The organism is Anabaenopsis tanganyikae CS-531, from assembly GCF_029891675.1.
GTDB classification, from domain to species: domain Bacteria; phylum Cyanobacteriota; class Cyanobacteriia; order Cyanobacteriales; family Nostocaceae; genus Anabaenopsis; species Anabaenopsis arnoldii.
In genome coordinates, this window is the sequence record NZ_JANQDF010000077.1 from 1 (window position 1) to 22,271 (window position 22,271).

At 41.5% G+C, this 22,271-nt stretch carries 25 protein-coding genes and 1 pseudogene; 18 read left to right on the plus strand and 8 right to left on the minus strand.

Annotated features, from left to right (window positions below):
* The first annotated feature begins 504 nt into the window (after positions 1-504).
* Entirely contained in the window at positions 505-900 is a 396-nt protein-coding gene (locus NWP22_RS07840; protein WP_271733798.1) for an STAS domain-containing protein, read from the plus strand.
* Positions 901-1,088: 188 nt separating this feature from the next.
* Here the strand turns inward: NWP22_RS07840 and NWP22_RS07845 are convergent, their stop codons facing one another.
* Entirely contained in the window at positions 1,089-1,358 is a 270-nt protein-coding gene (locus NWP22_RS07845; protein ID WP_280801703.1) for a hypothetical protein, read from the minus strand.
* Between the two features lie 459 nt (positions 1,359-1,817).
* Between NWP22_RS07845 and NWP22_RS07850 the strand changes: the two genes are divergently transcribed.
* The 5 genes and pseudogenes from NWP22_RS07850 (at position 1,818) to NWP22_RS07870 (ending at position 5,843) form a co-directional block, all read left to right on the plus strand.
* Positions 1,818-2,333, plus strand: a complete 516-nt coding sequence (locus NWP22_RS07850; protein WP_280805616.1) for a Mini-ribonuclease 3 — start codon at positions 1,818-1,820, stop codon at positions 2,331-2,333.
* 97 nt (positions 2,334-2,430) lie between these two features.
* Positions 2,431-3,399 (plus strand): 23S rRNA (guanosine(2251)-2'-O)-methyltransferase RlmB, encoded by a 969-nt coding sequence (rlmB, locus tag NWP22_RS07855; protein ID WP_271733800.1) that lies wholly within the window; start codon positions 2,431-2,433, stop codon positions 3,397-3,399.
* Positions 3,400-3,650: 251 nt separating this feature from the next.
* Positions 3,651-3,953: a DUF1816 domain-containing protein gene (locus NWP22_RS07860; RefSeq protein ID WP_271733802.1), complete on the plus strand. Its 303-nt coding sequence runs from the start codon at positions 3,651-3,653 to the stop codon at positions 3,951-3,953.
* Positions 3,954-4,423: 470 nt separating this feature from the next.
* Positions 4,424-4,568: pseudogene (locus tag NWP22_RS07865) on the plus strand (class I fructose-bisphosphate aldolase); the annotation flags it as partial.
* A 108-nt stretch (positions 4,569-4,676) separates the two neighbouring features.
* Complete coding sequence (locus NWP22_RS07870; protein ID WP_271733803.1) at positions 4,677-5,843, plus strand: pyridoxal phosphate-dependent aminotransferase; 1,167 nt, start codon at positions 4,677-4,679, stop codon at positions 5,841-5,843.
* Positions 5,844-6,001: 158 nt separating this feature from the next.
* Here the strand turns inward: NWP22_RS07870 and trxA are convergent, their stop codons facing one another.
* Positions 6,002-6,328, minus strand: a complete 327-nt coding sequence (gene trxA, locus NWP22_RS07875; protein WP_280801704.1) for a thioredoxin — start codon at positions 6,326-6,328, stop codon at positions 6,002-6,004.
* A 110-nt stretch (positions 6,329-6,438) separates the two neighbouring features.
* Here trxA and NWP22_RS07880 point away from each other — a divergent pair, with 110 nt between their 5' ends.
* The 4 genes from NWP22_RS07880 to NWP22_RS07895 all read left to right on the plus strand — a co-directional run bounded on the left by NWP22_RS07880 (position 6,439) and on the right by NWP22_RS07895 (position 8,977).
* A complete protein-coding gene (locus NWP22_RS07880; protein ID WP_271733805.1) occupies positions 6,439-7,155 on the plus strand; it encodes a cyclase family protein in 717 nt (238 codons plus the stop codon).
* A 415-nt stretch (positions 7,156-7,570) separates the two neighbouring features.
* Positions 7,571-8,032, plus strand: coding sequence for a DUF29 domain-containing protein (locus NWP22_RS07885; protein WP_280801705.1), 462 nt, complete (start codon positions 7,571-7,573; stop codon positions 8,030-8,032).
* Positions 8,033-8,217: 185 nt separating this feature from the next.
* Positions 8,218-8,385 (plus strand): hypothetical protein, encoded by a 168-nt coding sequence (locus tag NWP22_RS18355; RefSeq protein ID WP_425332609.1) that lies wholly within the window; start codon positions 8,218-8,220, stop codon positions 8,383-8,385.
* Between the two features lie 73 nt (positions 8,386-8,458).
* Positions 8,459-8,977: a helix-turn-helix transcriptional regulator gene (locus tag NWP22_RS07895; protein WP_323216016.1), complete on the plus strand. Its 519-nt coding sequence runs from the start codon at positions 8,459-8,461 to the stop codon at positions 8,975-8,977.
* A gap of 144 nt (positions 8,978-9,121) precedes the next feature.
* On the opposite strand, the gene NWP22_RS07900 is transcribed toward NWP22_RS07895, so the two are convergent.
* Positions 9,122-9,304: a hypothetical protein gene (locus NWP22_RS07900; RefSeq protein ID WP_229476245.1), complete on the minus strand. Its 183-nt coding sequence runs from the start codon at positions 9,302-9,304 to the stop codon at positions 9,122-9,124.
* Between the two features lie 14 nt (positions 9,305-9,318).
* Positions 9,319-9,768: a type II toxin-antitoxin system RelE/ParE family toxin gene (locus NWP22_RS07905; protein WP_334310767.1), complete on the minus strand. Its 450-nt coding sequence runs from the start codon at positions 9,766-9,768 to the stop codon at positions 9,319-9,321.
* 238 nt (positions 9,769-10,006) lie between these two features.
* Between NWP22_RS07905 and NWP22_RS07910 the strand changes: the two genes are divergently transcribed.
* The 5 genes from NWP22_RS07910 to NWP22_RS07930 all read left to right on the plus strand — a co-directional run bounded on the left by NWP22_RS07910 (position 10,007) and on the right by NWP22_RS07930 (position 12,177).
* Positions 10,007-10,465 (plus strand): hypothetical protein, encoded by a 459-nt coding sequence (locus NWP22_RS07910; protein ID WP_271733808.1) that lies wholly within the window; start codon positions 10,007-10,009, stop codon positions 10,463-10,465.
* A 444-nt stretch (positions 10,466-10,909) separates the two neighbouring features.
* On the plus strand, positions 10,910-11,107 hold the full coding sequence (locus NWP22_RS07915; RefSeq protein WP_271733809.1) for a transposase: 198 nt from the start codon (positions 10,910-10,912) through the stop codon (positions 11,105-11,107).
* Positions 11,092-11,295, plus strand: a complete 204-nt coding sequence (locus NWP22_RS07920) for a transposase (RefSeq protein WP_271733810.1) — start codon at positions 11,092-11,094, stop codon at positions 11,293-11,295. Before NWP22_RS07915 ends, NWP22_RS07920 begins: the two co-directional genes overlap by 16 nt.
* Positions 11,296-11,364: 69 nt before the next feature.
* The gene (locus NWP22_RS07925; protein ID WP_200987771.1) at positions 11,365-11,613 is read left to right on the plus strand and encodes a hypothetical protein; all 249 of its coding nucleotides are present in this window, start codon (positions 11,365-11,367) and stop codon (positions 11,611-11,613) included.
* A gap of 27 nt (positions 11,614-11,640) precedes the next feature.
* A complete protein-coding gene (locus NWP22_RS07930) occupies positions 11,641-12,177 on the plus strand; it encodes a helix-turn-helix transcriptional regulator (RefSeq protein WP_280801707.1) in 537 nt (178 codons plus the stop codon).
* A gap of 129 nt (positions 12,178-12,306) precedes the next feature.
* Here the strand turns inward: NWP22_RS07930 and ahcY are convergent, their stop codons facing one another.
* Positions 12,307-13,584 (minus strand): adenosylhomocysteinase, encoded by a 1,278-nt coding sequence (ahcY, locus tag NWP22_RS07935; RefSeq protein ID WP_280801708.1) that lies wholly within the window; start codon positions 13,582-13,584, stop codon positions 12,307-12,309.
* A gap of 417 nt (positions 13,585-14,001) precedes the next feature.
* Between ahcY and NWP22_RS07940 the strand changes: the two genes are divergently transcribed.
* Both NWP22_RS07940 and NWP22_RS07945 read left to right on the plus strand, forming a co-directional pair.
* Positions 14,002-15,609, plus strand: a complete 1,608-nt coding sequence (locus NWP22_RS07940) for a mechanosensitive ion channel family protein (protein ID WP_483413507.1) — start codon at positions 14,002-14,004, stop codon at positions 15,607-15,609.
* A gap of 246 nt (positions 15,610-15,855) precedes the next feature.
* Positions 15,856-16,119, plus strand: coding sequence for a hypothetical protein (locus NWP22_RS07945; RefSeq protein WP_271733814.1), 264 nt, complete (start codon positions 15,856-15,858; stop codon positions 16,117-16,119).
* 95 nt (positions 16,120-16,214) lie between these two features.
* Here the strand turns inward: NWP22_RS07945 and NWP22_RS07950 are convergent, their stop codons facing one another.
* The 3 genes from NWP22_RS07950 to NWP22_RS07960 all read right to left on the minus strand — a co-directional run bounded on the left by NWP22_RS07950 (position 16,215) and on the right by NWP22_RS07960 (position 19,933).
* Positions 16,215-17,366, minus strand: coding sequence for a glycosyltransferase family 4 protein (locus NWP22_RS07950; RefSeq protein ID WP_271733815.1), 1,152 nt, complete (start codon positions 17,364-17,366; stop codon positions 16,215-16,217).
* A 174-nt stretch (positions 17,367-17,540) separates the two neighbouring features.
* Entirely contained in the window at positions 17,541-18,671 is a 1,131-nt protein-coding gene (locus NWP22_RS07955; RefSeq protein WP_271733816.1) for a glycosyltransferase, read from the minus strand.
* 92 nt (positions 18,672-18,763) lie between these two features.
* Positions 18,764-19,933, minus strand: coding sequence for a glycosyltransferase family 4 protein (locus NWP22_RS07960; protein WP_271733817.1), 1,170 nt, complete (start codon positions 19,931-19,933; stop codon positions 18,764-18,766).
* Positions 19,934-20,127: 194 nt separating this feature from the next.
* Here NWP22_RS07960 and NWP22_RS07965 point away from each other — a divergent pair, with 194 nt between their 5' ends.
* Complete coding sequence (locus NWP22_RS07965) at positions 20,128-22,263, plus strand: NHL repeat-containing protein (RefSeq protein WP_280801712.1); 2,136 nt, start codon at positions 20,128-20,130, stop codon at positions 22,261-22,263.
* The last annotated feature ends 8 nt before the right edge of the window (positions 22,264-22,271 follow it).

The following is a 22,271-nucleotide window of genomic DNA, read 5'->3' on the forward strand; positions in this document are numbered from 1 at the left end:
AGCGGTAGTCTTTCTTGTAAATCTTAAGAGAAATATCGCGTCTGGCTAAGGCGTGCAAGTCTACTAAGGGATAACCGCTCCCATGCTCCCGTTGAAGTAGAAAGTAAAGTCTAGCTTTGTCTAGGTTTTATATAGCAGGTACAAGGGGTTGACCACTCTCACCAGACTTATCCTCAAATATGCCCAAATTTACTCAAAATTGAGCGGTAAAATGCCTTGACAAGGGCGATTAATGAATTTAAAATCGCGCAGAGGTAATAACCACCCCTGGAACTATGAAAATTTCCGGGTATGGCTAGCTCGGTCCAATCCTAAAGCCTGTGGATTAAGTCAGCGCCTTCGCTCTTAAAGTGAAGCAGGAAGATGATTTCGGACTTTTAGGTGAGTTTGAGGAAGTTTAGTAGAGCAGAATAACCACAGAAGTTATTAATGGAGTATCTACTCATCCCCTGACTTCCCCTATCTGGACAAGTTGTAGACAACTTGCGCTAAAACCATCTATACTTGAGCGTTCACTTTAACCATGAGGAGGGAATTATTGCTGAATCACTGAATCTAACCGTGAGCCTGAGAGGCACTCGCGAAGTCCGGGATAACTGTCAGCTATTCCGCCTCACAGGTTTGTTAGACGCATTTTCTGAGCCGACGTTTCGCAAAGTACTGGGCACTAAAATTGATGATGGTCCAAAGCACATTATTCTGGATCTCTCACAAATTGACTTTGTTGATAGCTCCGGTTTGGGCGCTCTGGTGCAACTGGCTAAACAAGCTCAAACCGCCGGCGGTACTTTGCAAATTGTGACAAATGCCCGAGTAACTCAAACGGTCAAGCTGGTTCGCTTGGAAAAGTTTCTAGCCCTGCAAACTTCAGTTGATACGGCTTTAGAAAACATCAAGTAATCTTGATCGCTTTATAGAGTCCGGGGAAATGCCGATATCGTCGATTTGATGCGGAGTAAGACCGAAAAATCCCAAGCTAGAAAGGTGTCTGTCGATGAAACCGGCAGCCTACACTTACCTACAGGAGAGTGTGGGTAATTTACCGAAGCTCAAACATAACCTCTCTCCTGGTGAGAGAGGTTTAACAATTAGCTAAAACAGCAAGAAGCCTCTGGGCTAACGTCAGGAAGGCGATCGCACTCAGTTACACAGGAGTTGACGACACCCCTGTGAACTAATGCCGGAAACCAGATCACAGGATATGGAGGAAATGAGCAAAATATTTTGTTTGCGCCCATAAATTTGATAGAATAAGTCGGGTAGACCTCACCCCCATCGGTGTCTGAGCAGCCTCTGTCCACTAGCATTGCGATTATTGGTAAGCGACTGTATTCCACAGAGTAGAAGTCAGTAGGCACATCTTGATTAATATTAAGTCGCCTCCGGGTTGGTCATCAGCTCGCGAACAAGCCAGCATATCATCGGTGGTCAGTGAAATTTGTAGGAAGGTAAGAAATTTACAGTCGGCAGTAGGGCATTAAGTGCACTTAAAACAAAGCCCATCGCCACCCAGTCTATGGGAGGCCTAGCCATAGCAATAGCTGGATTGGGTGAGAAGCCTACACTCAATTTCTCAAAGAAATTCAGTTAGGGGAGTATGTCACTGGGTGTCAACCTTGGAAGACATGACAGGTGGTATCGTCACTTTGAGATGCCTAATAATAGCCCAATAGTTTGATAAAATACATTAATACTCAAAATCAAGTGTCGATCAAAAAGGTTACAATTAGTCGGTAATATTTGACAGTCTCTTTTATGTTCGGTGTACCAACATGGCTGGCTTCAGAAGTCATCAATCTATGAAAGCTCTGTTGAAGATGCCTGCTAACTATAGCCCGTTGAGGAATGATGAATTTGTGACATCACAGGGACAAGAGCTATTAGAAGGGAAAAATGAACCCCCCCCGCCCAGTTCGTCTTGGCATCAAGCACTGTTGGCTACCACCGGGACACTACCTGTGCTTTCTCAGTCACAAATACAACAAATGTCGCCTTTGGCCTTGGCCTATATAGGTGATGCAATTTATGAATTGTATGTTAGGATGTTCTATCTGTTGCCAGTGCAACAGACCAAAACCTACCACTGTTTGGTGGTAGCACAGGTAAGAGCTGAAACACAAGCGCTACATTTGCGATCGCTGACTCCGCATCTGAGTCCAGCCGAATTAGAAATCGTCCGTCGAGGCCGTAATGCTGCTTCAGGACGGACTAAGCGGGTTGAACCCCAAATTTATCAACAAGCAACAAGTTTAGAAACTTTAATTGGCTACCTTTATCTTACGGATTTCCCCCGATTAACCGAATTGTTGCAAAAACTCCATCTAGAGAAATAGTCAGCGACTCAGTCTCAAGATAGGAAAGTCAGCACTTGGGGTTGACTAAATTCAAAGAACCCCAATCTCCCACTCATAAACTATACCCAAAACTTATATGGCTAACAAACCCAGGAAAGTCCAGACTCCTAGCGAAGCGAATCGCATCAAACCTATAAAATTAAAGGGGAAGCGTGTTATTACTAGTTCAGTGCGCAGTCCCCGCCTGAGTGACAGGGATAAAAAACCTGTCTCCAGAAGCACAAGCCAACATCCCATTAATACCCATTCATCCCCAGTAGCACAATCGCCAGAAAATAGTGATCTCATCTACGGTCGCCATCCAGTTTTGACTGCTTTGGAAAGTGAACGGGGACTGAACCGCATCTGGATTACTACTCGTTTACGTTACGACCACCGCTTTCATCATTTGCTCTTGCAAGCGAAGGAAAATGGCACAGTCATTGATGAAGTAGAGCCAAGACGCTTAGACCAAATCACCGATCAGGCCAATCACCAAGGTATTGCGGCGCAAGTAGCCCCCCACGCATATATTGAGTTACCTGATTTAATTGCACAAGCGAAATCTGTAACGGATCCTGTAATTGTCGTGGCTGAGGGAATTACTGACCCCCATAATTTGGGAGCAATTATTCGCACAGCCGAAGCCATAGGCGCTCAGGGTTTGGTGATCCCTCAAAGAAGGGCATCAGGAATTACTTCTACTGTGGTCAAAGTGGCCGCAGGTGCTTTAGAAAACTTTTCTGTAGCTAGAGTAGTTAATCTCAGTCGTGCCTTAGAAGAATTAAAAGAGGCGGGATTCTGGATTTATGGTACTGCTAGCACAGCCAGTGAACCCCTGCATACAGTTAAATTTACTGGACCTATCGTTTTAGTTATTGGTTCGGAAGGCGAAGGGCTGAGTATGCTCACGCAGCGCTCCTGCGATGTCTTGGTTTCAATACCCCTTTTAGGCAAAACCCCTAGTCTCAACGCCTCAGTAGCCGCTGGTATGGCGCTTTACGAAATCTATCGCCAAAGGTCATTAAACACTTTGTACCTAGATAAATTACAAAAACCCCTTTAAAAAAAAAGGGGTAAGTTTCCACCCATAGGAATGCTAGATGGGGATAAAAGCCAGGTGATAACGAAAATAGATGGGACTGATGCAAACGCAGGTTGATGAGAGAGTCAGGTGTTCATAGAGTCACAAATAGCTTCTCTTCATCTGGACTTTTACTACAATATATGTAGAATATTAACATAATGTAAAAGCAAGATCAGTACCATATCCTTTCCTTTAATATTCAGTACCACATTGATAAATCGGCTACAACTATGCAAACAATTTGGAATAACCTGAAGGAATCATTAACTAATCAGTTCCACAACATGGGTCTAGCCTGGTGGGTGGAAATTGTGACGCAAAATCCCCGGTGTACCTACTACTTCGGTCCATTTTTGAATTCTGCTGATGCTAAAGTGGCAATCAAGGGCTATGTAGAAGATTTGGAGGTTGAAGGGGCACAAGGAATACTTGTGAATGTCAAGCGGTGTAAACCCGGTACTTTAACAATTGCTGAAGACTTGGGGGAAAGGATTGACCGCAAAGTAAAGCCTGTCTTTAGCGGTCAGATATAATCAAAATTCAAGGGCTATCATGGTTCTCAGTCGGTTCCTCTGGGAACTATGCTTTTGGTATTTGAGCTATTCCTAAGCTGACAATTTTATAAACAAACCTATACTTATATAGACAAAAGTTAATTTCTCTTGAGTTAAAAAATCAACTACCTGATATATAATCGTCAGATATGAACTATTGAATTAAGACCATTGCCGACGGGCAAACCAAGCAATGATAGTGGTAGTCTAGTTTTGTCTAGGTTTGATATAGCAGATTCGGATTCGACAACGCCGGAATTTGTGTCTTTCGGTATATGACTTGCATGGTGAAAAATCTAAAATAGAATTATGGCAAGAATCCTAATTATTACTTGTAATCACAGATAAACGTAGTTGTAGAGCCATTGTCAAAGATGGAATGCCTTCCCATGAGGAATACATCTAAGTTTATCTGTGGTTTTTTCATGAGAATAATAGCGAATCGCGATCGCACAGCGGTGATTAATCAGCAGACCGGCGATACTGGGTTAATTTCCGGTCGGAAAACCTTCCAGGGGATCTTTGGGGAAGGTGTGAAAGTGTTTAACCCCATTAGTGGATGTTTACACGTCCCCAGATGTGACCATAGTGTAGTACAACAATTTGCCTTTTAGACTTGCTGAGGAATTATAAAAAGATAACTCTTGGTAATTATTCTAAGATATCCTTAGATAAGTGAGAGAATTGCCAAATAAATTAAGCATGAAGCTGGCAGAACGAGTAAGTAAGGTGACCCCTTCTTTGACCTTAGCGATCGCAGCTAAAGCTAAGGCCATGAAGGCTGAAGGAATAGACGTTTGTAGTTTCAGCGCTGGTGAACCAGATTTTGACACTCCGGCCCACATCAAAGCCGCAGCAGCCAAAGCCTTGGATTCAGGTAAAACCAAGTATGGCCCAGCAGCTGGAGAACCAAAGTTAAGGGAAGCGATCGCCCAGAAGCTGAAAACCGACAACGGTCTGAATTATCAGTCGGAGAATGTGATTGTCACCAACGGTGGTAAACATTCTTTATTTAACCTGATGTTAGCCCTGATTAATCCGGGGGATGAGGTAATATTCGGTGCCCCCTATTGGCTAAGTTATCCAGAAATGGTAACCTTGACTGGTGGGAAGTCAGTAATTCTCACCACAGATGCGACGACGGATTATAAAGTTACCCCTGAACAACTACGTCAAGCAATTACACCCAAAACTAAGTTATTTATTCTTAACTCTCCATCTAATCCTACTGGGATGGTCTACACCCCAGATGAGATTAAAGCACTGGCCCAAGTGATAGTGGATGCAGATATTTATGTAGTGTCTGATGAGATTTACGAAAAGATTCTCTACGACGGCGCAGAACATATCAGCATTGGTTCCCTAGGGGAAGCCATCTTTGAGCGCACCTTGATTAGTAACGGGTTTGCTAAAGCTTATTCTATGACTGGTTGGCGACTGGGTTATTTAGCAGGACCTGTGGAGATTATTCGATCTGCTATTTCTATTCAGGGACATAGTACATCTAATGTGTGTACTTTTGCTCAATATGGAGGGATCGCAGCTTTAGAAAGCTCTCAAGACTGTGTAGAATCCATGCGCCAAGCATTCGCCCAGCGGCGACAGGTAATGTTGGACAGACTCAACGCTATTCCGGGATTGAGTTGTAGTAAACCAGACGGTGCTTTTTACTTGTTTCCTGATATCAGTAAAACAGGTCTTAACTCCCTGGAATTCTCTAACGCCCTCTTAGAAACACAGCAAGTGGCTGTCATTCCAGGTATTGCCTTTGGTGCTGATCAAAACATTCGTTTGTCCTACGCCACGGATATGGACACGATCCAAAAAGGAATGGACAGGTTGGAGAAATTTGTGAGTTCCCTGGTTTAATCAACCGTATAACCTTACTCCTCAGTCTACCTCACAAGTTTGGCGGGAGTAAGGTCAAAAATTGACATATAATTTAGGCTATTTTAAATACTGGCGCTACCTCAAATCAATTAATTTGAAGTCTTATAAATTACCAGTAAATCTTAACCCTGAACCACCTAAAGCAACTTGTTAACAGCAGCAGTAAACTCTTCATAAGGGGAAACTCCCACAATAGTTTCTGCTAACTCACCATCCTTGAACATTAAAACTGCTGGAATGCTACGCAGACCAAACCTTTTAAAAATTGGCTTGTTATTGTCAACATCTACCTTTACCACCTGAAGGCGACCCTGATATTCCTCAGCGAGTTGTTCCATTAAGGGAGCAACAATACGACAAGGACCGCACCAAGTAGCAGTGAAATCAACAACAACAACTTTTTCAGTACCTAAAAGAGTATCAAATTCACTACCTTCAACATAAGCAACTGTATCAGTGGACATTAATTAAAGTCTCCTATTAAAACTGAGAGTAAAAACGTAACTGTAAAAACTATACTACTTTGTTGCGAGTCAAGAAACCATCATCTATGACTGGCTTTCTATTTTCATATATGAAACAAAATCAAAAGACTATAACTTACTCACAGGTAATACATCTAAGTCATATAATTGACATAGACATTCCCCAATGGCCAGGTGATCCCCCAGTGGAATTTACCACCGTCGCCAACATCCCAGAGGATGGCTATTACCTACGGCGTTTCACCATAGGAGAACACAGTGCTACTCACATTAATGCACCCAAAAGTTTTTATCCTCATAGTGTGGGAATTGACCAATACCCCGCTGAGTCCCTAGTGTTACCTGCGGTAGTTATCCACATCTGCGCAGATGCAAAGTTAAATCCTGATTACGCCTTGACTGTTGCTGATGTTTTGGCTTGGGAGAAAAAAAATGGTGAAATTCCTCCTGGTAGTTTAGTATTGCTTCATACTGGCTGGGAAAATAAATGGTTAGATAAAAAGCAATTTTTTAACCAAGATCCTCAAGGAAATATGCACTTTCCCGGTTTTAGCTATGATGCAACTGAGTTTCTGTTAGAACAAAGACAAATTGCTGGTTTAGGAACTGATACCCATGGGGTAGACCCTGGACAAGATAACAGCTTTAATATTAACCGTCTGGTATTGGCACAGCAGAGGATTATTTTGGAAAATCTCACCAACTTACAGCACTTACCACCAAAGGGTACTACTTTAATCATTGGTGTGTTGAGGTTGCGGGATGGTTCGGGTTCTCCTGTGGGGGTGTTAGCTTTAGTCCCATAGAATGGGAATTCGTGGTTTTTACTTCTATGACCTGAATGGTCATAATTTAGAACCTGTAAATAAAACTGCAGGAGCAGTCCAGATTGATTAATCTCGACTACTCCTGCTACACCCCTTGCACAATCAAAAGATACCACTTTGAAAACCGGTATGTGTGCCAAATTGCCAAATAACCGTGTTTTCCCCATGCATTACCTGGGTGAAACACTGGGTTTATTTGTGATTTCTGAAGATGTTGGCTTTCCTTGGTCATATTTTCTCACATAGCTAGAGCGATCGCCTTGAAGACCTACACCATCGGAGATTCCTCCTGACTTCCTTCAGCAATCCGTAATATTTATCTTTTAGTGGGTCTTATAGAATTGCTAAAATATTACTATTACTTGGTAAAAATTTGACAGGTTGAAAGAATTACATGACAGCACCTCAAACGAAAGCTTCGATAAACTCTCAACTTTACGACCAAGATTTTTATCTATGGCTACAGATGACGGCGGAACAATTAAAAGCGGGAAACTTTGCCGAAGTTGACTTAGCCAATTTAATTGAAGAAATTGAATGTATGGGGAAAAGTGAAAAAAGAGCCTTAGAGAGTAATTTAATTGTTTTATTAATCCACCTGCTCAAATATAAATACCAGCCGGAGAAACGGACTAATAGTTGGTTATCTACTATATATGAGCATCGGCGGCGATTAAATAAAAATTTGCAAGATAGTCCAAGCTTGAAAAAATATCTTGGCGAAATCCTGGGAGAATGTTATCAAGATGCACGTCAACAAGCAGCCCTAGAAACAAGTTTATCCCTTAATACCTTTCCTCTAGAATTTCCATTTACCACCGCACAATGTTTACATCAAAACTTTTTACCGGAATAACTGGCGCGTGATATATCCCCAATTTAATTACCGGGTAGATTAGAAGATGTTTGATAAGTTTTATAAGGTGATTTTAGAGACTTCTTGATCCCCCCTAACGCCCCTTAAAAAGGGGGGAACTAGAGTCAAAGTCCCCCTTCTCAAGGGGGATTTAGGGGGATCTAAAAATATTTGATACACTAATCATGACTTTCCAAACATCCTCTGACAGCACCTCAACCGAAAGCTTTGATAAACTCTCAACTTTACGACCAAGATTTTTATCTATGGCTACAGATGACGGCGGAACAATTAAAAGCGGGAAATTTTTCCGTCAAATTATCCAGCTAATGATTCCGGTACAGCCTACATAGATTTTTTTCAATTTGATACCAGGACGAATACGCGCAAAGGAATTATTGCTATAGATTTACAAAGGTGGAAACCATGATGATCAAAAATGAGCAACAGTATCAAAATTCCTTAGCTTGGTTGCAACGCTTTGAACAGTCTATAGCGGAATTGGATAATAATGAACAATTGAAGGCAGAACCAAAACGGTGGAAACTTCACAGAGATTCATATCAGAGTCAAGTTGACGAGTTAAAGTCAGAAATCACCGAATACGAAAGACTGATTAATTGCGACACCAGTAAACCTTTAAAAATTCAAGTCGATTCTTTAAATAAACTGCCAGATGCTTTAATTAAAGTTCGGTTAGCAGCCAAAATTACTCAGCGAGAACTTGCTGATAGATTAGGAATTGCTGAACAAAGAGTCAAGGAATATGAGGATACAGATTATCAATGTGCCAGTTTTGTAGAAATTCTCGAAGTCAGCACCGCTTTGGGTGTCGAATTTGAAACGGCAACTGTGCAAGTAGATTTTGCGGAAATAGAAGCAGTTAAAAAAAGCGTGGATAAATGGCGCAAAGAAAAAATGAATATTAAAACTAAAGCCTCATAAGTATGGTTGACATTTTAATTAATAAGTTCAAAATTATATGATGGGGAATTAGTAGCACCTGAACAGAAAACCGATATAAGCAGCATTTTGGTCGCAATGCTAGTTTATTAATAGACGTTTCGACACCTGAATCTCAAAACACAATTATGCGTCCCCCGGTGTTGACGGTGGTGGTCTACCGGAAGATTCCTGATTGTCCTCGGAAGCGGATGCTGTTTCTGAAGCGAGTTTTTCTATTTCTTGTAGAAGTTCTTGCGTCTTCTGCTCGGCTCTTTTGCGAGCTTCTGGTGACATTTTCGCTTGAAGTATTTTAAAAGATTTAGCCATTAGAGTTCATCCCGCTATTTCAAAGTAAGCAGATGAGATGCATACTGCGCCTCTGCTACAGGAATATTCTTCTCGTACCACCGATTATCTCCAGTCTTATCTCCACCAACAAGGAGAATGGCAGTACGGTTGGGGTCAAAAGCATAAAGTACGCGAAAAGGACGACCTGTGTGCTGAATACGCAATTCGCGCAGGCGAGAAACCTGAGAACCATTGATTTTAGAGCTATAGGGGTGGGGAAGTATCGGACCCATCTTTTCAAGTAAACCGACTACGGCTTTAACGTCGATTTGTTCCTCCTCGCTCAAAGTATCCCACCACGCACCAAATTTGTCAGTATACTCTATGCACCATTCCGTTGTTTGTTCCGTAGTGGGGAAGGAGCATCGTACCTGAGAATACTTTTTAGTTTTCTTAAAACTTGCGTTTTGACCCCGGTTCTTGAGTTGGCTGCGATTTACCATGTTTCCTCCCTTGTTTACATTCAGACACACGAATCCTATGGATTCCGATTCTTATGTGTTGAACAAAATGGGAGAAATCAACTAAGTCATCGCCGCACTAAGCCTCGATAAACAACTCAACGAACTACTTGTTTGCCAGTCACAAGCACAACTGGGGTTGTAACTTGACTAGACAAATATGGGTTAACACAACAAATGTAACATTGCCTTGTTGTCAATGTCAATATAACGCCTATCAATGACTTTGCTCATTTTTAAATTTTTATACGTTCTGTGTTCTGTGAATATTATTGGCACTGGGACAAAGGGTTTTATCGCTCTTGATTTTATTCGTGAAGCACCATCGGCCTATGATGCAATTTCTAGCGCCATAAATGATGTCAGAAAGGCTATTCCACAAGCGGAGATTATGGAGGTATCACCCAATTTTGTTGGTGTAACAGATGTCGCGAAGCTTTTGGGATGCTCTCGACAAAATCAGGACTTACTATCAAAAAGCATTTCAGACCCTCCCCTGCTATCTACCTATCCATTACCCGGATCTTTCTTAACATTCGTGAGAGCGATCGCTCGCAAACCCCCAAACCTTAATCCTCCGTTGATGATTCTCAAGAAAATAAGGGTTTTATCAAGAAGAATAAGGTACATTTTGTCAAGAGTAGGGAAATTTTCAAGCGTTGAAACCGTGTCCACATAAATGTTCCAAGATTGTTAAGAAAAATGTGGGTAATGAATAGCCTTACAAGGGGAGGGTGAGGGTGGGGTAAAATAATATTCGATAGTAGGAGCGAAACCGAAATCAATATGTTCCCTGAGCGAAGTCGAAGGGAACAATAATAAGGGCGAGGAAGTGAGGTTAAGAGAACCGCAAGAGATTTTAGAGATTATTGGGGGGATAGTGGTTTCGACTTCGCTCAACCACCGAAATCAATACAGACCACATATCGACTTCACCCTTGCGACCACCGGGTTTGGGTTGTGGAATCATGTCGCTGAGAAATTCATAAAGCTCAATACTACGGACTGCTGACAGAAGTGAGGGGGAAAATCTGATGGTCTAAGAGGATGTTTGGAAAGTCAAGAAAAGCTCAAGTAACGATATTCTGTCAGTAGATAAAAACGCGACAGAGTTACTTGAGCCATGTCTAAATCATACCCAACAGACTTGACCGATGAACAGTGGGAATTGCTATCAGTGCTGATACCCCCAATAAATTTGGGGTGTCGTCCCCGTCGGGTTGACCTACGCGCTGTGATTAGTGCCATATTTTATGTTCTCTGTGCGGGTTGTCCATGGCGGATGTTGCCAAATGACTTCCCAAAATGGCAAACGGTATAATATTGGTGCTGATTTGGGTTGATGCTGGGTATCAAGGTGAACGCTTTATGAGATGGGTGATGGATACGTATCACTGGGTTTTGGAGGTTATACGTCGTCCGGTTAATACTAAAGGCTTTGTTCTGTTACCAAAGCGTTGGGTTGTCGAGCGTAGTTTTGGTTGGTTTATATGCTGTGGTTTTTTGTAAAATGGACGGAGTAAGTTGTCAGTTGACAATTCACTCTGTAGGAATTAAGATTATAGTGTCTATTAAGTAATGGCAAATAAACACCCCCATAAAGAGATACGAGCAGCGTTGAATTATGCTGTTGAGCAAGGCTGGAAAGTTGAAGAAGGTGGCTCTCATGCTTGGGGTAAAATCTATTGCCCTTACAAAGATTCTGAATGTAGATGTGGGGAATTTTGCATTACTAGTATTTGGAGTACCCCTAGAAATCCTACTAACCATGCAAAGCAGATTCGTCGAGTAGTGGATAAGTGTATTTATCAACAAGAAAAGAAATGATTACTTCTGAGGAAAGGGTAATATTAGATGCGAGAATATGAATTTACTCTGAAATTCAAACTGCCAAATCCTATGACTGATACTGGTATGTTTGTCGATGCCCTTTATGAATCGGGCTGTGATGATGCTATTATTGGCACTGGGACAAAGGGTTTTATCGCTCTTGATTTTATTCGTGAAGCACCATCGGCCTATGATGCAATTTCTAGCGCCATAAATAATGTCAGAAAGGCTATTCCACAAGCGGAGATTATGGATGCATCACCAAATTTTGTTGGTGTAACAGATGTCGCGAAGCTTTTGGGATGCTCTCGACAAAATATTCAAAAGTTACTATCAAAAAGCATTTCAGACCCTCCCCCTGCTATCTACGGAGGGTCGCAGTCTGTCTGGTATCTCCTTGATATCCTTACCTGGTTGATTGAACACAAGAACTATCACATCGACGAATCTTTGGTAGAAATTGCTAAAACCACTAAGAGTTTAAATCTTGTCAAACAGTTGCAAATGCTCGACTCTGACACGCACAGAAAATTTCAGGATCTTGTTTGTGCTAAGAAATAAATATTTAGCCTGGTCAATTAATAAACAAGGTATCAATGTCTAAGTCATATTTTATTCTTTTCCTCCTGGGTGCGAAAAAAAGGGAGGAGCAAAACGCCCATCCCCCAAAAATCAACTAGTTAATTAAGATTAGGTTCCAGACTGCCAAGAATTGATATACTCAACTTGCCCAGGAGTTAAGCTATCAATGTAAATACCCATAGCTTGCAACTTCAAACGAGCAATTTCTTGATCAACTTCTACAGGAATAGAGTGTAAACCAGGCTCTAAATTACCTTGATTCTTCACCAGGTATTCACAAGCTAAGGCTTGGTTAGCAAAACTCATGTCCATAACGGCGCTGGGGTGTCCTTCCGCAGCGGCGAGGTTAACTAAACGACCTTCACCTAAGACAATTACAGATTTACCACTGTTGAGTATGTACTGTTGGGTGAAGGGACGGACTGTTTTAATTTCTTTGGCTTGACCGGCTAAATATTTGAGGTCAATTTCAATATCAAAGTGACCGGAGTTACAAACGATCGCACCATCTTTCATGATATCGAAATGTTCGCCTCGAACCACGTGTTTATTACCGGTGACAGTAATAAATAAATCGCCTTCGGGCGCTGCTTCGGACATGGGTAATACCCGGAAACCATCCATAACCGCTTCAATGGCTTTGATGGGGTCAATTTCGGTAACAATGACGTTAGCGCCTAAACCACGGGCCCGTAAAGCAGTACCTTTACCACACCAGCCATAACCAGCAACTACGATGGTTTTACCAGCTAATAAGATATTTGTCGCCCGGATAATACCATCTAGGGTTGATTGACCTGTACCATAGCGATTATCGAAGAAGTGCTTGGTGTCAGCGTCGTTAACATTCATGGCGGGGAATGTGAGAACGCCATCGTTGAACATGGCGCGTAACCGCACGATTCCGGTGGTGGTTTCTTCGGTTGTCCCAATTAAATCGCCAATTTGGTGTTGACGGTGTTGCACTAAATCGGCTACTACATCACTACCGTCATCAATGATAATGTTGGGGCGATGATCTAAGGCGATTTGCACATGGCGGTTATAGGTCGCTGCGTCTTCGCCTTTAATGGCAAATACTGGAATTTCGTAATCGGTGACTAAGCAAGCTGCTACGTCATCTTGAGTTGATAAGGGGTTACTGGCGATTAAAACTGCATCAGCACCGCCAGCTTTGAGGGCGATCGCTAAATGTGCTGTTTCTGTGGTCACGTGGGCGCAAGCTACAAGGCGTAAACCAGCAAAGGGCTTTTCTTGCTCAAAGCGATCGCGTATCTGCTTTAATACTGGCATTTCCCGGCCAGCCCAGTCAATACGCTGTCTTCCCAAGGGAGCTAGGGCGAGGTCTTTAACCTCGTGCTTTAGTCGGGGAGAAGTTGCAGTCATTAAAAATTTCCTCAGAAAAATCAAAAAAGTTACGTAAAAATCACGTACCTTACTAGGGTATTGTACAGCTGATGATTTTGGCTTGTATTCACCAACAACCTTGTTAATTGTACTTTGTTCTAGGTTGACATTGCATGGTTTTCAGGTTAACCTCATCCCTAATTTTTGTGAGGAGTGGATCAAGATCATCTGTTACTTTAGGGAGGTATTTGAGTGCGCTTTCAAATTTTGGCGATCGCCAAGCAAGTCCTATGGTCAAATTTTGGTAATTTTGAGCATAAACAGACACTTTTAGGCGAAGGTCGCCTTAGTAATACCAGCAGTGCTGCCAAGCACCTATCAGGTAACAAGTTATCTCATCCAGCCTCTCTCACACCTAGAAAGGGGGTATCCTCCAAAAGGATTTTAGCTAGAGGTATGATAGTGACCATTGCCAGTTCAATGGCGATCGCTGTTGTTTCTATACCAAAAGCCTCCGCTCAACTCCCCATTTTGCCTTTTCTACAATCTCCCAGTACAATCGGTAGTGATGCAGATAATAGAATTGTGTCTGGCTGGATTTATCTAGATGGTTACCCAGTATTTCAAATAGCAGCAACCAGAACGAATTTTCCGGAGCGTTCCCGGAATATACAACAAAATCTCAATCAAATCCGCCAAAATTACCTAAGTTCCTCTGAACGAAATATTAACATTGAGACAGAGATACTGAATAACTCACCAGTAATTTATGTCAATGGTCAATACCTGATGACTGTGACAATGGAAGATGCCAGACTACGAAGAGAAGAACCATCTGTATCCGCAGTTCAAATTACCGAAGAGTTAAAAAAAGCCTTGCAACGAGCAGGTAAAGAGCGCACAACTGAAATTTTAATCGATCAAGGTAAGGTTACAGTTGGGGTGGGAGTGTTAATGATTGCGTTGAGTGGGGGAGTCTATTACCTTCAACGCCGTTTAAAAGAACATTCGCAACACCCCATCCTACCCATAGCAGATAATGCTCAACAGCTAACCACCCAACTACATGAACAGCAAGATCGAGATATTCAAGAAGTTAAAACCAGACTGTTTCAATTAACTCAAACCGGGATTTGGTCTGGTGGATTTCTGTTCATATTGGGTCTATTTCCTTATACCAGAGTATTTCAGGTAGGTATCATTACAGCTGCTCAAATTCCTATAGCATTGGTCGTGATCATAGTAGGAGTTTATGTCGCCACCCGGTTCACCTATGCGCTGATTGACCGGTTGACCTCGACTTTGATCAGCACTGGTGTTTTATTAAATACAGAAGCTTCCAGACGGATGGAACTACGAGTTTCTACATTTTCCGGTGTGACTAAAAGCATTATCACTGGAATTTGGTTAGTGGTCGGCATCTTACTATCTCTGCTGTCCTTGGGTATAGATATTGTTCCCCTGCTAGCAGGTGCAGGTTTAATTGGTGTGGCCGTGTCTCTAGCTTCCCAAAGCTTAATTAAAGATGCGATTAACGGTTTTCTGATCATTTTTGAAGACCAGTATGCTTTGGGTGATGTGATTGCTGTGGGGGATGTAGGAGGATTAGTAGAAAATCTCAATCTGCGGGTTACTCAGCTACGGGATGCCGAAGGGCGTTTGATTACGATTCCCAATAGTGAAATAAAAGTGGTTGCTAATCTTTCTAGCCGTTGGTCACGAGCGGATTTAACTATTCCAGTTGCCTATGAAAATAATATTGATGATGCCATGGATCTGATTAAACAAGTAGGCTTGGAGATGAATCAAGATCCTCTGTGGAAACCTCAAATACTGGAAATGCCTCAAGTGTTAGGCATAGATAACTTTGGCGATCGCGGTTTAATGATTCGTGTGTGGATCAAGACACTACCACTTAAACAGTGGGATGTGGGGCGCGAGTTTCGTCGGCGCTTAAAAATCGCCTTTGATCAAGCTGGATTGTCAATTCCTGTACCTCAACAAGGTATTTGGCTGAATCAAGGTGAATTGCCGCACTCAAAAATCAATGGCAAATCTGAGTGATCAAGTAATTCACAGATCCCCGACTATTTGCAAAAGTCGGGGAGTCAGTGTCTTCTGTACCTATATGATTTATTAGTGAGCGATTAAATAATTCAACGGTGGCTAAGAGTACTTTTTATCACTAAAACTTATAGAAGACAAATTAGAACATTTGTACTATAATAGATTGCAGCGCGAATATTGCCTAACAAAGAGCAAAGGTTTGCTGCAACAGACTTCTGGAAGATGGATTTAAGGGTTAGTCCAATGATCAAGCATTATATTCTCAACCTCGATCCGACTGCCCGGCACGAATGGGACAGGTGTACTTTACGTGACCCACTGACGGCGCAACGTCCGGATATTGCTCAATTAATAGCTGAAGCTGTTGGTAATGAAACTGGTAGTTATTTAGTGAGTGTGAATATCGAAGTACAAGTTTTAGAGCAAGCTGTAGCGCCACCATCCGAACAACTCTCACGACCATTTCCAGAAATAAACATCCCCTCACAAATGCGAGAAGTGGCGTAGTAACATCACCCCAGCCCTTAACAGGACTGTTCATTAGCCCTGAACTATCATCAAACCTTGTGGGATGTGTCGAAACAGTGTCAGGGCTACACAGCTTATACCGATTGTCCCACCCTGTGGGACAATAGTTGAGCTATTTGCTGATTAATAGCTTTGATATCAAAACGCTGACAAGCGATTTCCCTGGAGTAACTGGCTATATTGGTAGTGATTTCTGTATCTTGAAGACAGGTATTAATCACTTGTGCTAACTCTTCAGGTAAACCTGGTGTGACCAGAAAACCGTTAACCCCGTGTTCTATTAATTCCATCGCTCCCCCAGCTTTTGCAGCTACCACAGGCCTACCGCATAACATAGCCTCAACAATAACTCTTCCAAAGGGTTCTGGGGCTATTGATGTATGTGCTACCAAGTGACAAGCTCCCATTAGCTGGGGGACATCCCCACGAAATCCTAAGAATTTAACCCGGTTTTCTAGTCCTAACCTTGTGACTTGTGCATGGAGTTCTTGGACATAATCTTGTTCACCAAACAGAGCATCACCAACTAAAATTACTGACACTTCTGGCGGACATTGAGACAAAGCAGCAATTAAAATATGTTGACCCTTCCAAGGTGCAAGCCGGCTGAAGTGTCCAACTATAAATTTTCCCTCTAGTCCTAAACGTTGCTGTAATTCTTTAACTTCAGATGCAGAAGTTTGATAATTTTCGCTATCAAACCCATTATAAACAATTGTGGTGAGTTTTGAGTTTCCCCCTGCTTGGATAAATGCCCTTTGACTAGCTTGGGAATTAGCAATTACTAATGAGGCCAAACGATTTGCTAAAGTAACGGCAATCCGCAGGTTGGTTGGGCTAAAATGTTCTGAGGAAAGAATATCGTGTAAATGATAAACTAAGGGACGACGAGCTAACAAGCTAGCCAGTGCGCCAATAACTAAGGCTTTTTGTGTGTTGGCGTAGATCAGATCATATTTCTTTGCTGTTTGTACCACTTTAGCTAACAGTGGTATAAGTTGTCTGAAACTAGCCAAAGCTTGTAGAAAATTGCTTTGTTTATGAACTGGTATTGCTTGAGCGGCGAAAACTTCTACAGGGATATGATGCTGTTGAAGTAAGTTTGTAAAATGGCCATCTGCGAACAATCCGACCAAGGCTTGTTGTTTATAGGGTTTAGCAATATCTATTAGACAAAGTTCTGCACCGCCAGGTTTACCACTCTGGTCTAAAAATAAAATTTTCATAGAAATATCTGATTATTGATAAAGTTATTAAAGCTCTTCTGTGTCGGCAATTAGAGTTGATATAGAACATAAATACAGCACATTTCATCTGAGTAGGTACAAGGGCGGGCAAGATGCCCACCCCACAAGATGTATGATCTTTATGCTCGATACTACCTCCGGCTGATTTGAATTTCAAGGCCGATTTAAAGACATAGAGAAATTGGATCTGGAAACTACATCTACAGCTAAATTATTGACTTTTATCGTACCATTTAACTGTTCAACTATGTATGTTGATACAACTGTTTCTGAGCATTTATTATGCCACCAATTTAGCGATTTTTGGTGCATTTCTTCCATAAGTTGTGGATTGTGTAATAGTTGTTTTAAGACTTTTGACCATTCGCGCCCATCTTTAATTTGAATTACAGGTGCTCCATCTAAATACCAGCGAGAAGGTAAAGCTTCTGTGACTAGGACACAACCATATTTCATCCCTTCAAATAAGCGCGTTGTTTCAAAAGATGTGCCTCTAGGAACAAGACATATTTTTGTATCCATCATAATTTCACTATAGCTGCGCTCATCTTGGCTAGTTCGGTCATGAAAGCCAGCGGTAATCCCTAATTCAACTCTAAAATTTTGGTTTTGGCGTTGGAATTTGATGACGTTTGAGATCATCAGTTTCCGTGCTAAACTTTTGGGAGTTCCTAACCAACGCTTAAAACACCATATCGGATAATTTACGTGGACAACACTACCAGAAAAGTAAGTATCATATAGACGTTCTTGGAGAGGCTTGATAGGTAAATGTTTAGAATTATTATACCCTAGAGGAATATCATAAATTTGAGTTATTTTACCTTTACCTAAGAACCAACTTTTGAAGTTTTGAAATTGATAGTTGACTAAGCCGGGTAAGCAAACAAATAAAATTCTGATAAATTGAATTAATGTCAGTAAGTTGATCCAAGAAGGCTGAAGTATAGGATTACATCCTAAAATGGGGCGGGTACCTATACACTTAAATACAGCTTTTACTTTATGACAATATTTTGGTATACGATACCATTCGTCTCCGATGATCAAAACAACGACATTCTCACCGTAGGAGGGGATTTCATCCATTGCATCCCAGGTGACGTAAAATACTAGACCAGTTAGAGTCGAATTTTCTTCTATGGCTTGAAATACTTTACAAACATAGTCAGCCAAGCTAAATTTAATTGGTGGATTGGTCTGGTATATATCCCAAGGAATTGGTTTTTGACCTTTTTTGATGTAGATGTAGTATTGATTAGCTAGTAAAGTATTCACAACCATGGTGCGCTCTGGGGTGTAGTATGTAAGGATTTCTGGTTACAGTGATTTGAATTAGGGATTTTGCAGCAGCAATTATTATTTTTTTGTTGCTTTTAAGCCAAGATAATTTGACGCACTTGTTGAGCGATTTTTTCCCAATTGAAGTTAGTGACAGCATACTGAAGACAACTCTCACGCGAAGGGGTTGATATTTGTCCTAGTAATATCTCTTCTAATTTTTCAGCAATAGCTGAAGCTGTGTGAGATGTGGTAATTAATTCTGGGGAAAACGGTTGTAAAATTTCTGGCATACCACCCACGGGTGTACACATAACTGGTGTTCCACAAGCTAAAGATTCCACAATTGCTAATCCAAATCCTTCAAAAGATTGGCTAGGTATAACAGTTAGGTTAGCTGCTTGGTAAGCTACAGGTAACTTTTCATCTGGCAGAAAACCTAAAAATTTGACGTTGTTTTCTAAGCCTAAATCTTTAACTTGTTGTGTTAGAGATTCTTGCATATGACCCCGACCTGCGATCGCCAACCAAACATCAGGTATTTTTGGTCTAATAATCGCCATAGCGGCTAATAATTTATCTACACCTGTGCGATGAACTAAACGCCGGGATGTAAATAAAATCGGGCGATTCTCTGGCCAGCCGAGTTGTTGACGAGCTGCAGTTGGCAGTAGCTTAGGTTGGAATTTATTAATATTAACTCCACCGGGGATTACATGGATTTTCTTTAATGGAACTTCATATTGTCTATGTAGAATATTAGCAAATGCTTGACTGAGAACAATAAAGCGATCGCAACGGTTATAAGTTGCTTGTTCTATCAGCCATCGCTTCACAAAAAAACTGAATTTATTACTAACTGTTTCCTCCTGACTTTCAGAAGCCCATGGTCCATGAAAGTTAAAAGTTATGGGTACGCCTTTGGGTAAAAGATCCAAAATTGGAAAGCTATATAAGGCAAAATGCAGATTAACAGCATCCGGTTGACTAACTCGTGTTGTTTTAAAGTTATTACGAATAGTTCCTAGTCGTTGCAAGATTCCCTGATTTGGATCGGCTAAGTTAGTCAACTTTATGGGTAAATTTAGTTGAGATTCTGGTAGACCAACTCCGCACAGTTCCACTTTGTCTTGATTGGCTGCTAATGTATGAGTTAGTTCATAAATGTACCTTTCTAATCCGCCGGGATTTTGAGGAAACCAACCTGTTCCCAGGGTGAGAATAGATGCAGGTGTTGTTTTAAATTTTTCTTTTTTACTTTCCACCTACTACTTAGCTCCTATGATCTAGATGGATGCTAGTCTTATCTCCTGCTATTATCTAGAAAATCAGTCATTTTCATCCCCTAATCTATAGAGTCTTTAAGTATGTGTTTTTTGCATGAATATTCATTTTTTCATGAGGATTATTTGTTATGAAATAAGGTATTTAATGATTGATATAATATAAATTCTGTATGATGTATCACAGATTTAAACTGGTAAATTTTGTATCTATTATAGCTGTAGTCATAATTTTGACTTCTCTGGTATTTGCCAATCATGAGGTTAATAGCAGAACCCCTCAACGGACATATCAAACCTCTTGGATTGGTAATACCTTTGGTGGTGGAGAAAAATGGGTACAAAATTATATTCAGGCCATGTATGTTGCACCCAATGGTACAGTTTATACTAATAGTCTCTGGGATGAAGCAGGTAGAGAGGCGGGAATATACAAAGATGGTGATGTGATTGGGAGATTGGCGGATCTTCACGGTTGGGGTCGTCTCGGAGGACAGGCTGTGACAGCCAATGATAAATATGTTTATATTGGCATGCGCCAAGATTTTGTGAATAGGAAAGATCAAGACTATCCCCCAGAAGGGACAACTTGGCATTGTGTCAGACGCTACCACTTATCTGGGAAATCCGCACCCTTTGCTCAAGGACGTGGCTGGGATAAAAGTATGTTAATTGTCAGTAACCAAAGTCCAGTTACTGGATTAGCAACTAGGGGAAATGAATTATATGTTAGTGATGCTGCTACTAACCGTCTGCGTGTGTATAATACAGAAACCATGCAGGAAATACGCAGCTTTAGCGTTGGTAGTCCGGGGGGGATAGCTGTTGATAGACAGGGTAACCTCTGGATTATTCAAACCAAACATGGGAGTAATCCCGCTAAAATTGTCCATTATTCCCGGGAAGGAAAGCAGTTACCCCAGGAAATAACCAATATTGTAGAACCCAGTGCGATCGCAGTTGATCTGCAAAACCGAATTTTGGTAGCAGAAAATGGTCCTCGTCAGCAAGTGCTGATTTACCAAGTTAAAGATCAACCTGTTCTGGTGAGTACCTTCGGTACTCCGGGGGGAGTTTATGCGGGTGTTAGTGGTGAAATCCAAGATTTAAAACTGTACGGTTTGACGGGAGTCGGTACAGATTTTGCAGGTAATATCTATGTAAATAGTAATGGGTTTAACAACTCAGGTACAGATTTACGCAAGTTTTCATCATCAGGAAAATTATTATGGCAGTTAATGGGATTGATGTTTGTTGATAATGCTGATGCTGACCCCACCAGTGATGGAGTACGCTTATTTACCAAACAAGAAGAATTCTTGATGGATTATAGTCAACCTGCGGGTAAGCAATGGACTTATAAAGCCTACACCTTAAATCCTTTCAAATATCCCCAAGATCCACGGTTACATACCTCCCCTGATGCTACTTGGGTGCGTCGTATCCAAGGGAAACCGTTTATTTTCCTGGTTGATATGTATGAAAGTTTTCTGCAAATTTATCGCTTTAATCCTCAGACGGATGGTAAAATCGCGATTCCGTCGGGAATGTTTGTGGGAACTCGTGGGGGTGGGGGAAAATCAATTCTGGGAAATTGGCCTCCTGATCAGCCACAAGAGGGAGAATGGATTTGGCGCGATCGCAACAATAACGGTAAGTTTGATCGCATCGAATACGACAACACCAAAGATTATCCCTACATTGGCGGATGGTGGGTAGATACTCAAGGGGATGTGTGGAAAACCGTACGAACTAAGGAGGGTATCCGACACTATCCTTTACAGGGACTAGATGACCATGGTAACCCCATCTATACCTACGCATCCATGGAAAAGGAAGCAACCCCGACTATGTTTACCGATTTGCGGCGGATTGAGTATTTACCCGAAACCGATACCATGTATTTATCAGGCTTTACGCTAGATCATCCAGCGGTTGGAGATGATACTAAAGTTGTGGGTTCTGAGATTGTGCGTTTTGATAATTGGAGTCGGGGAAATAGAACACCCCGTTGGCGGATAGTAGTTCCCTACGATAATACCGGTAAACGTGAAGTTTCTACCTCAGCCATGAGTGTAACGGGTGACTATGTTTTTGCTGTGACGGGTAAAACCGCAAAAGTATATATATATAATGCCAGAACCGGGGCGTTTGTGAAAAACTTAACACCCGGTCCAGAAGTTGCATCGGAAAGTGGTTGGATTGATATCCCCTATGGGATTCGTGCTATGCGACGAAATAATCGTGAGTATCTCCTATTTGTAGAAGAAAATGCCAAAGGTAAAGTGATTATCTATCGCTTCAGACTGTAACTATATCA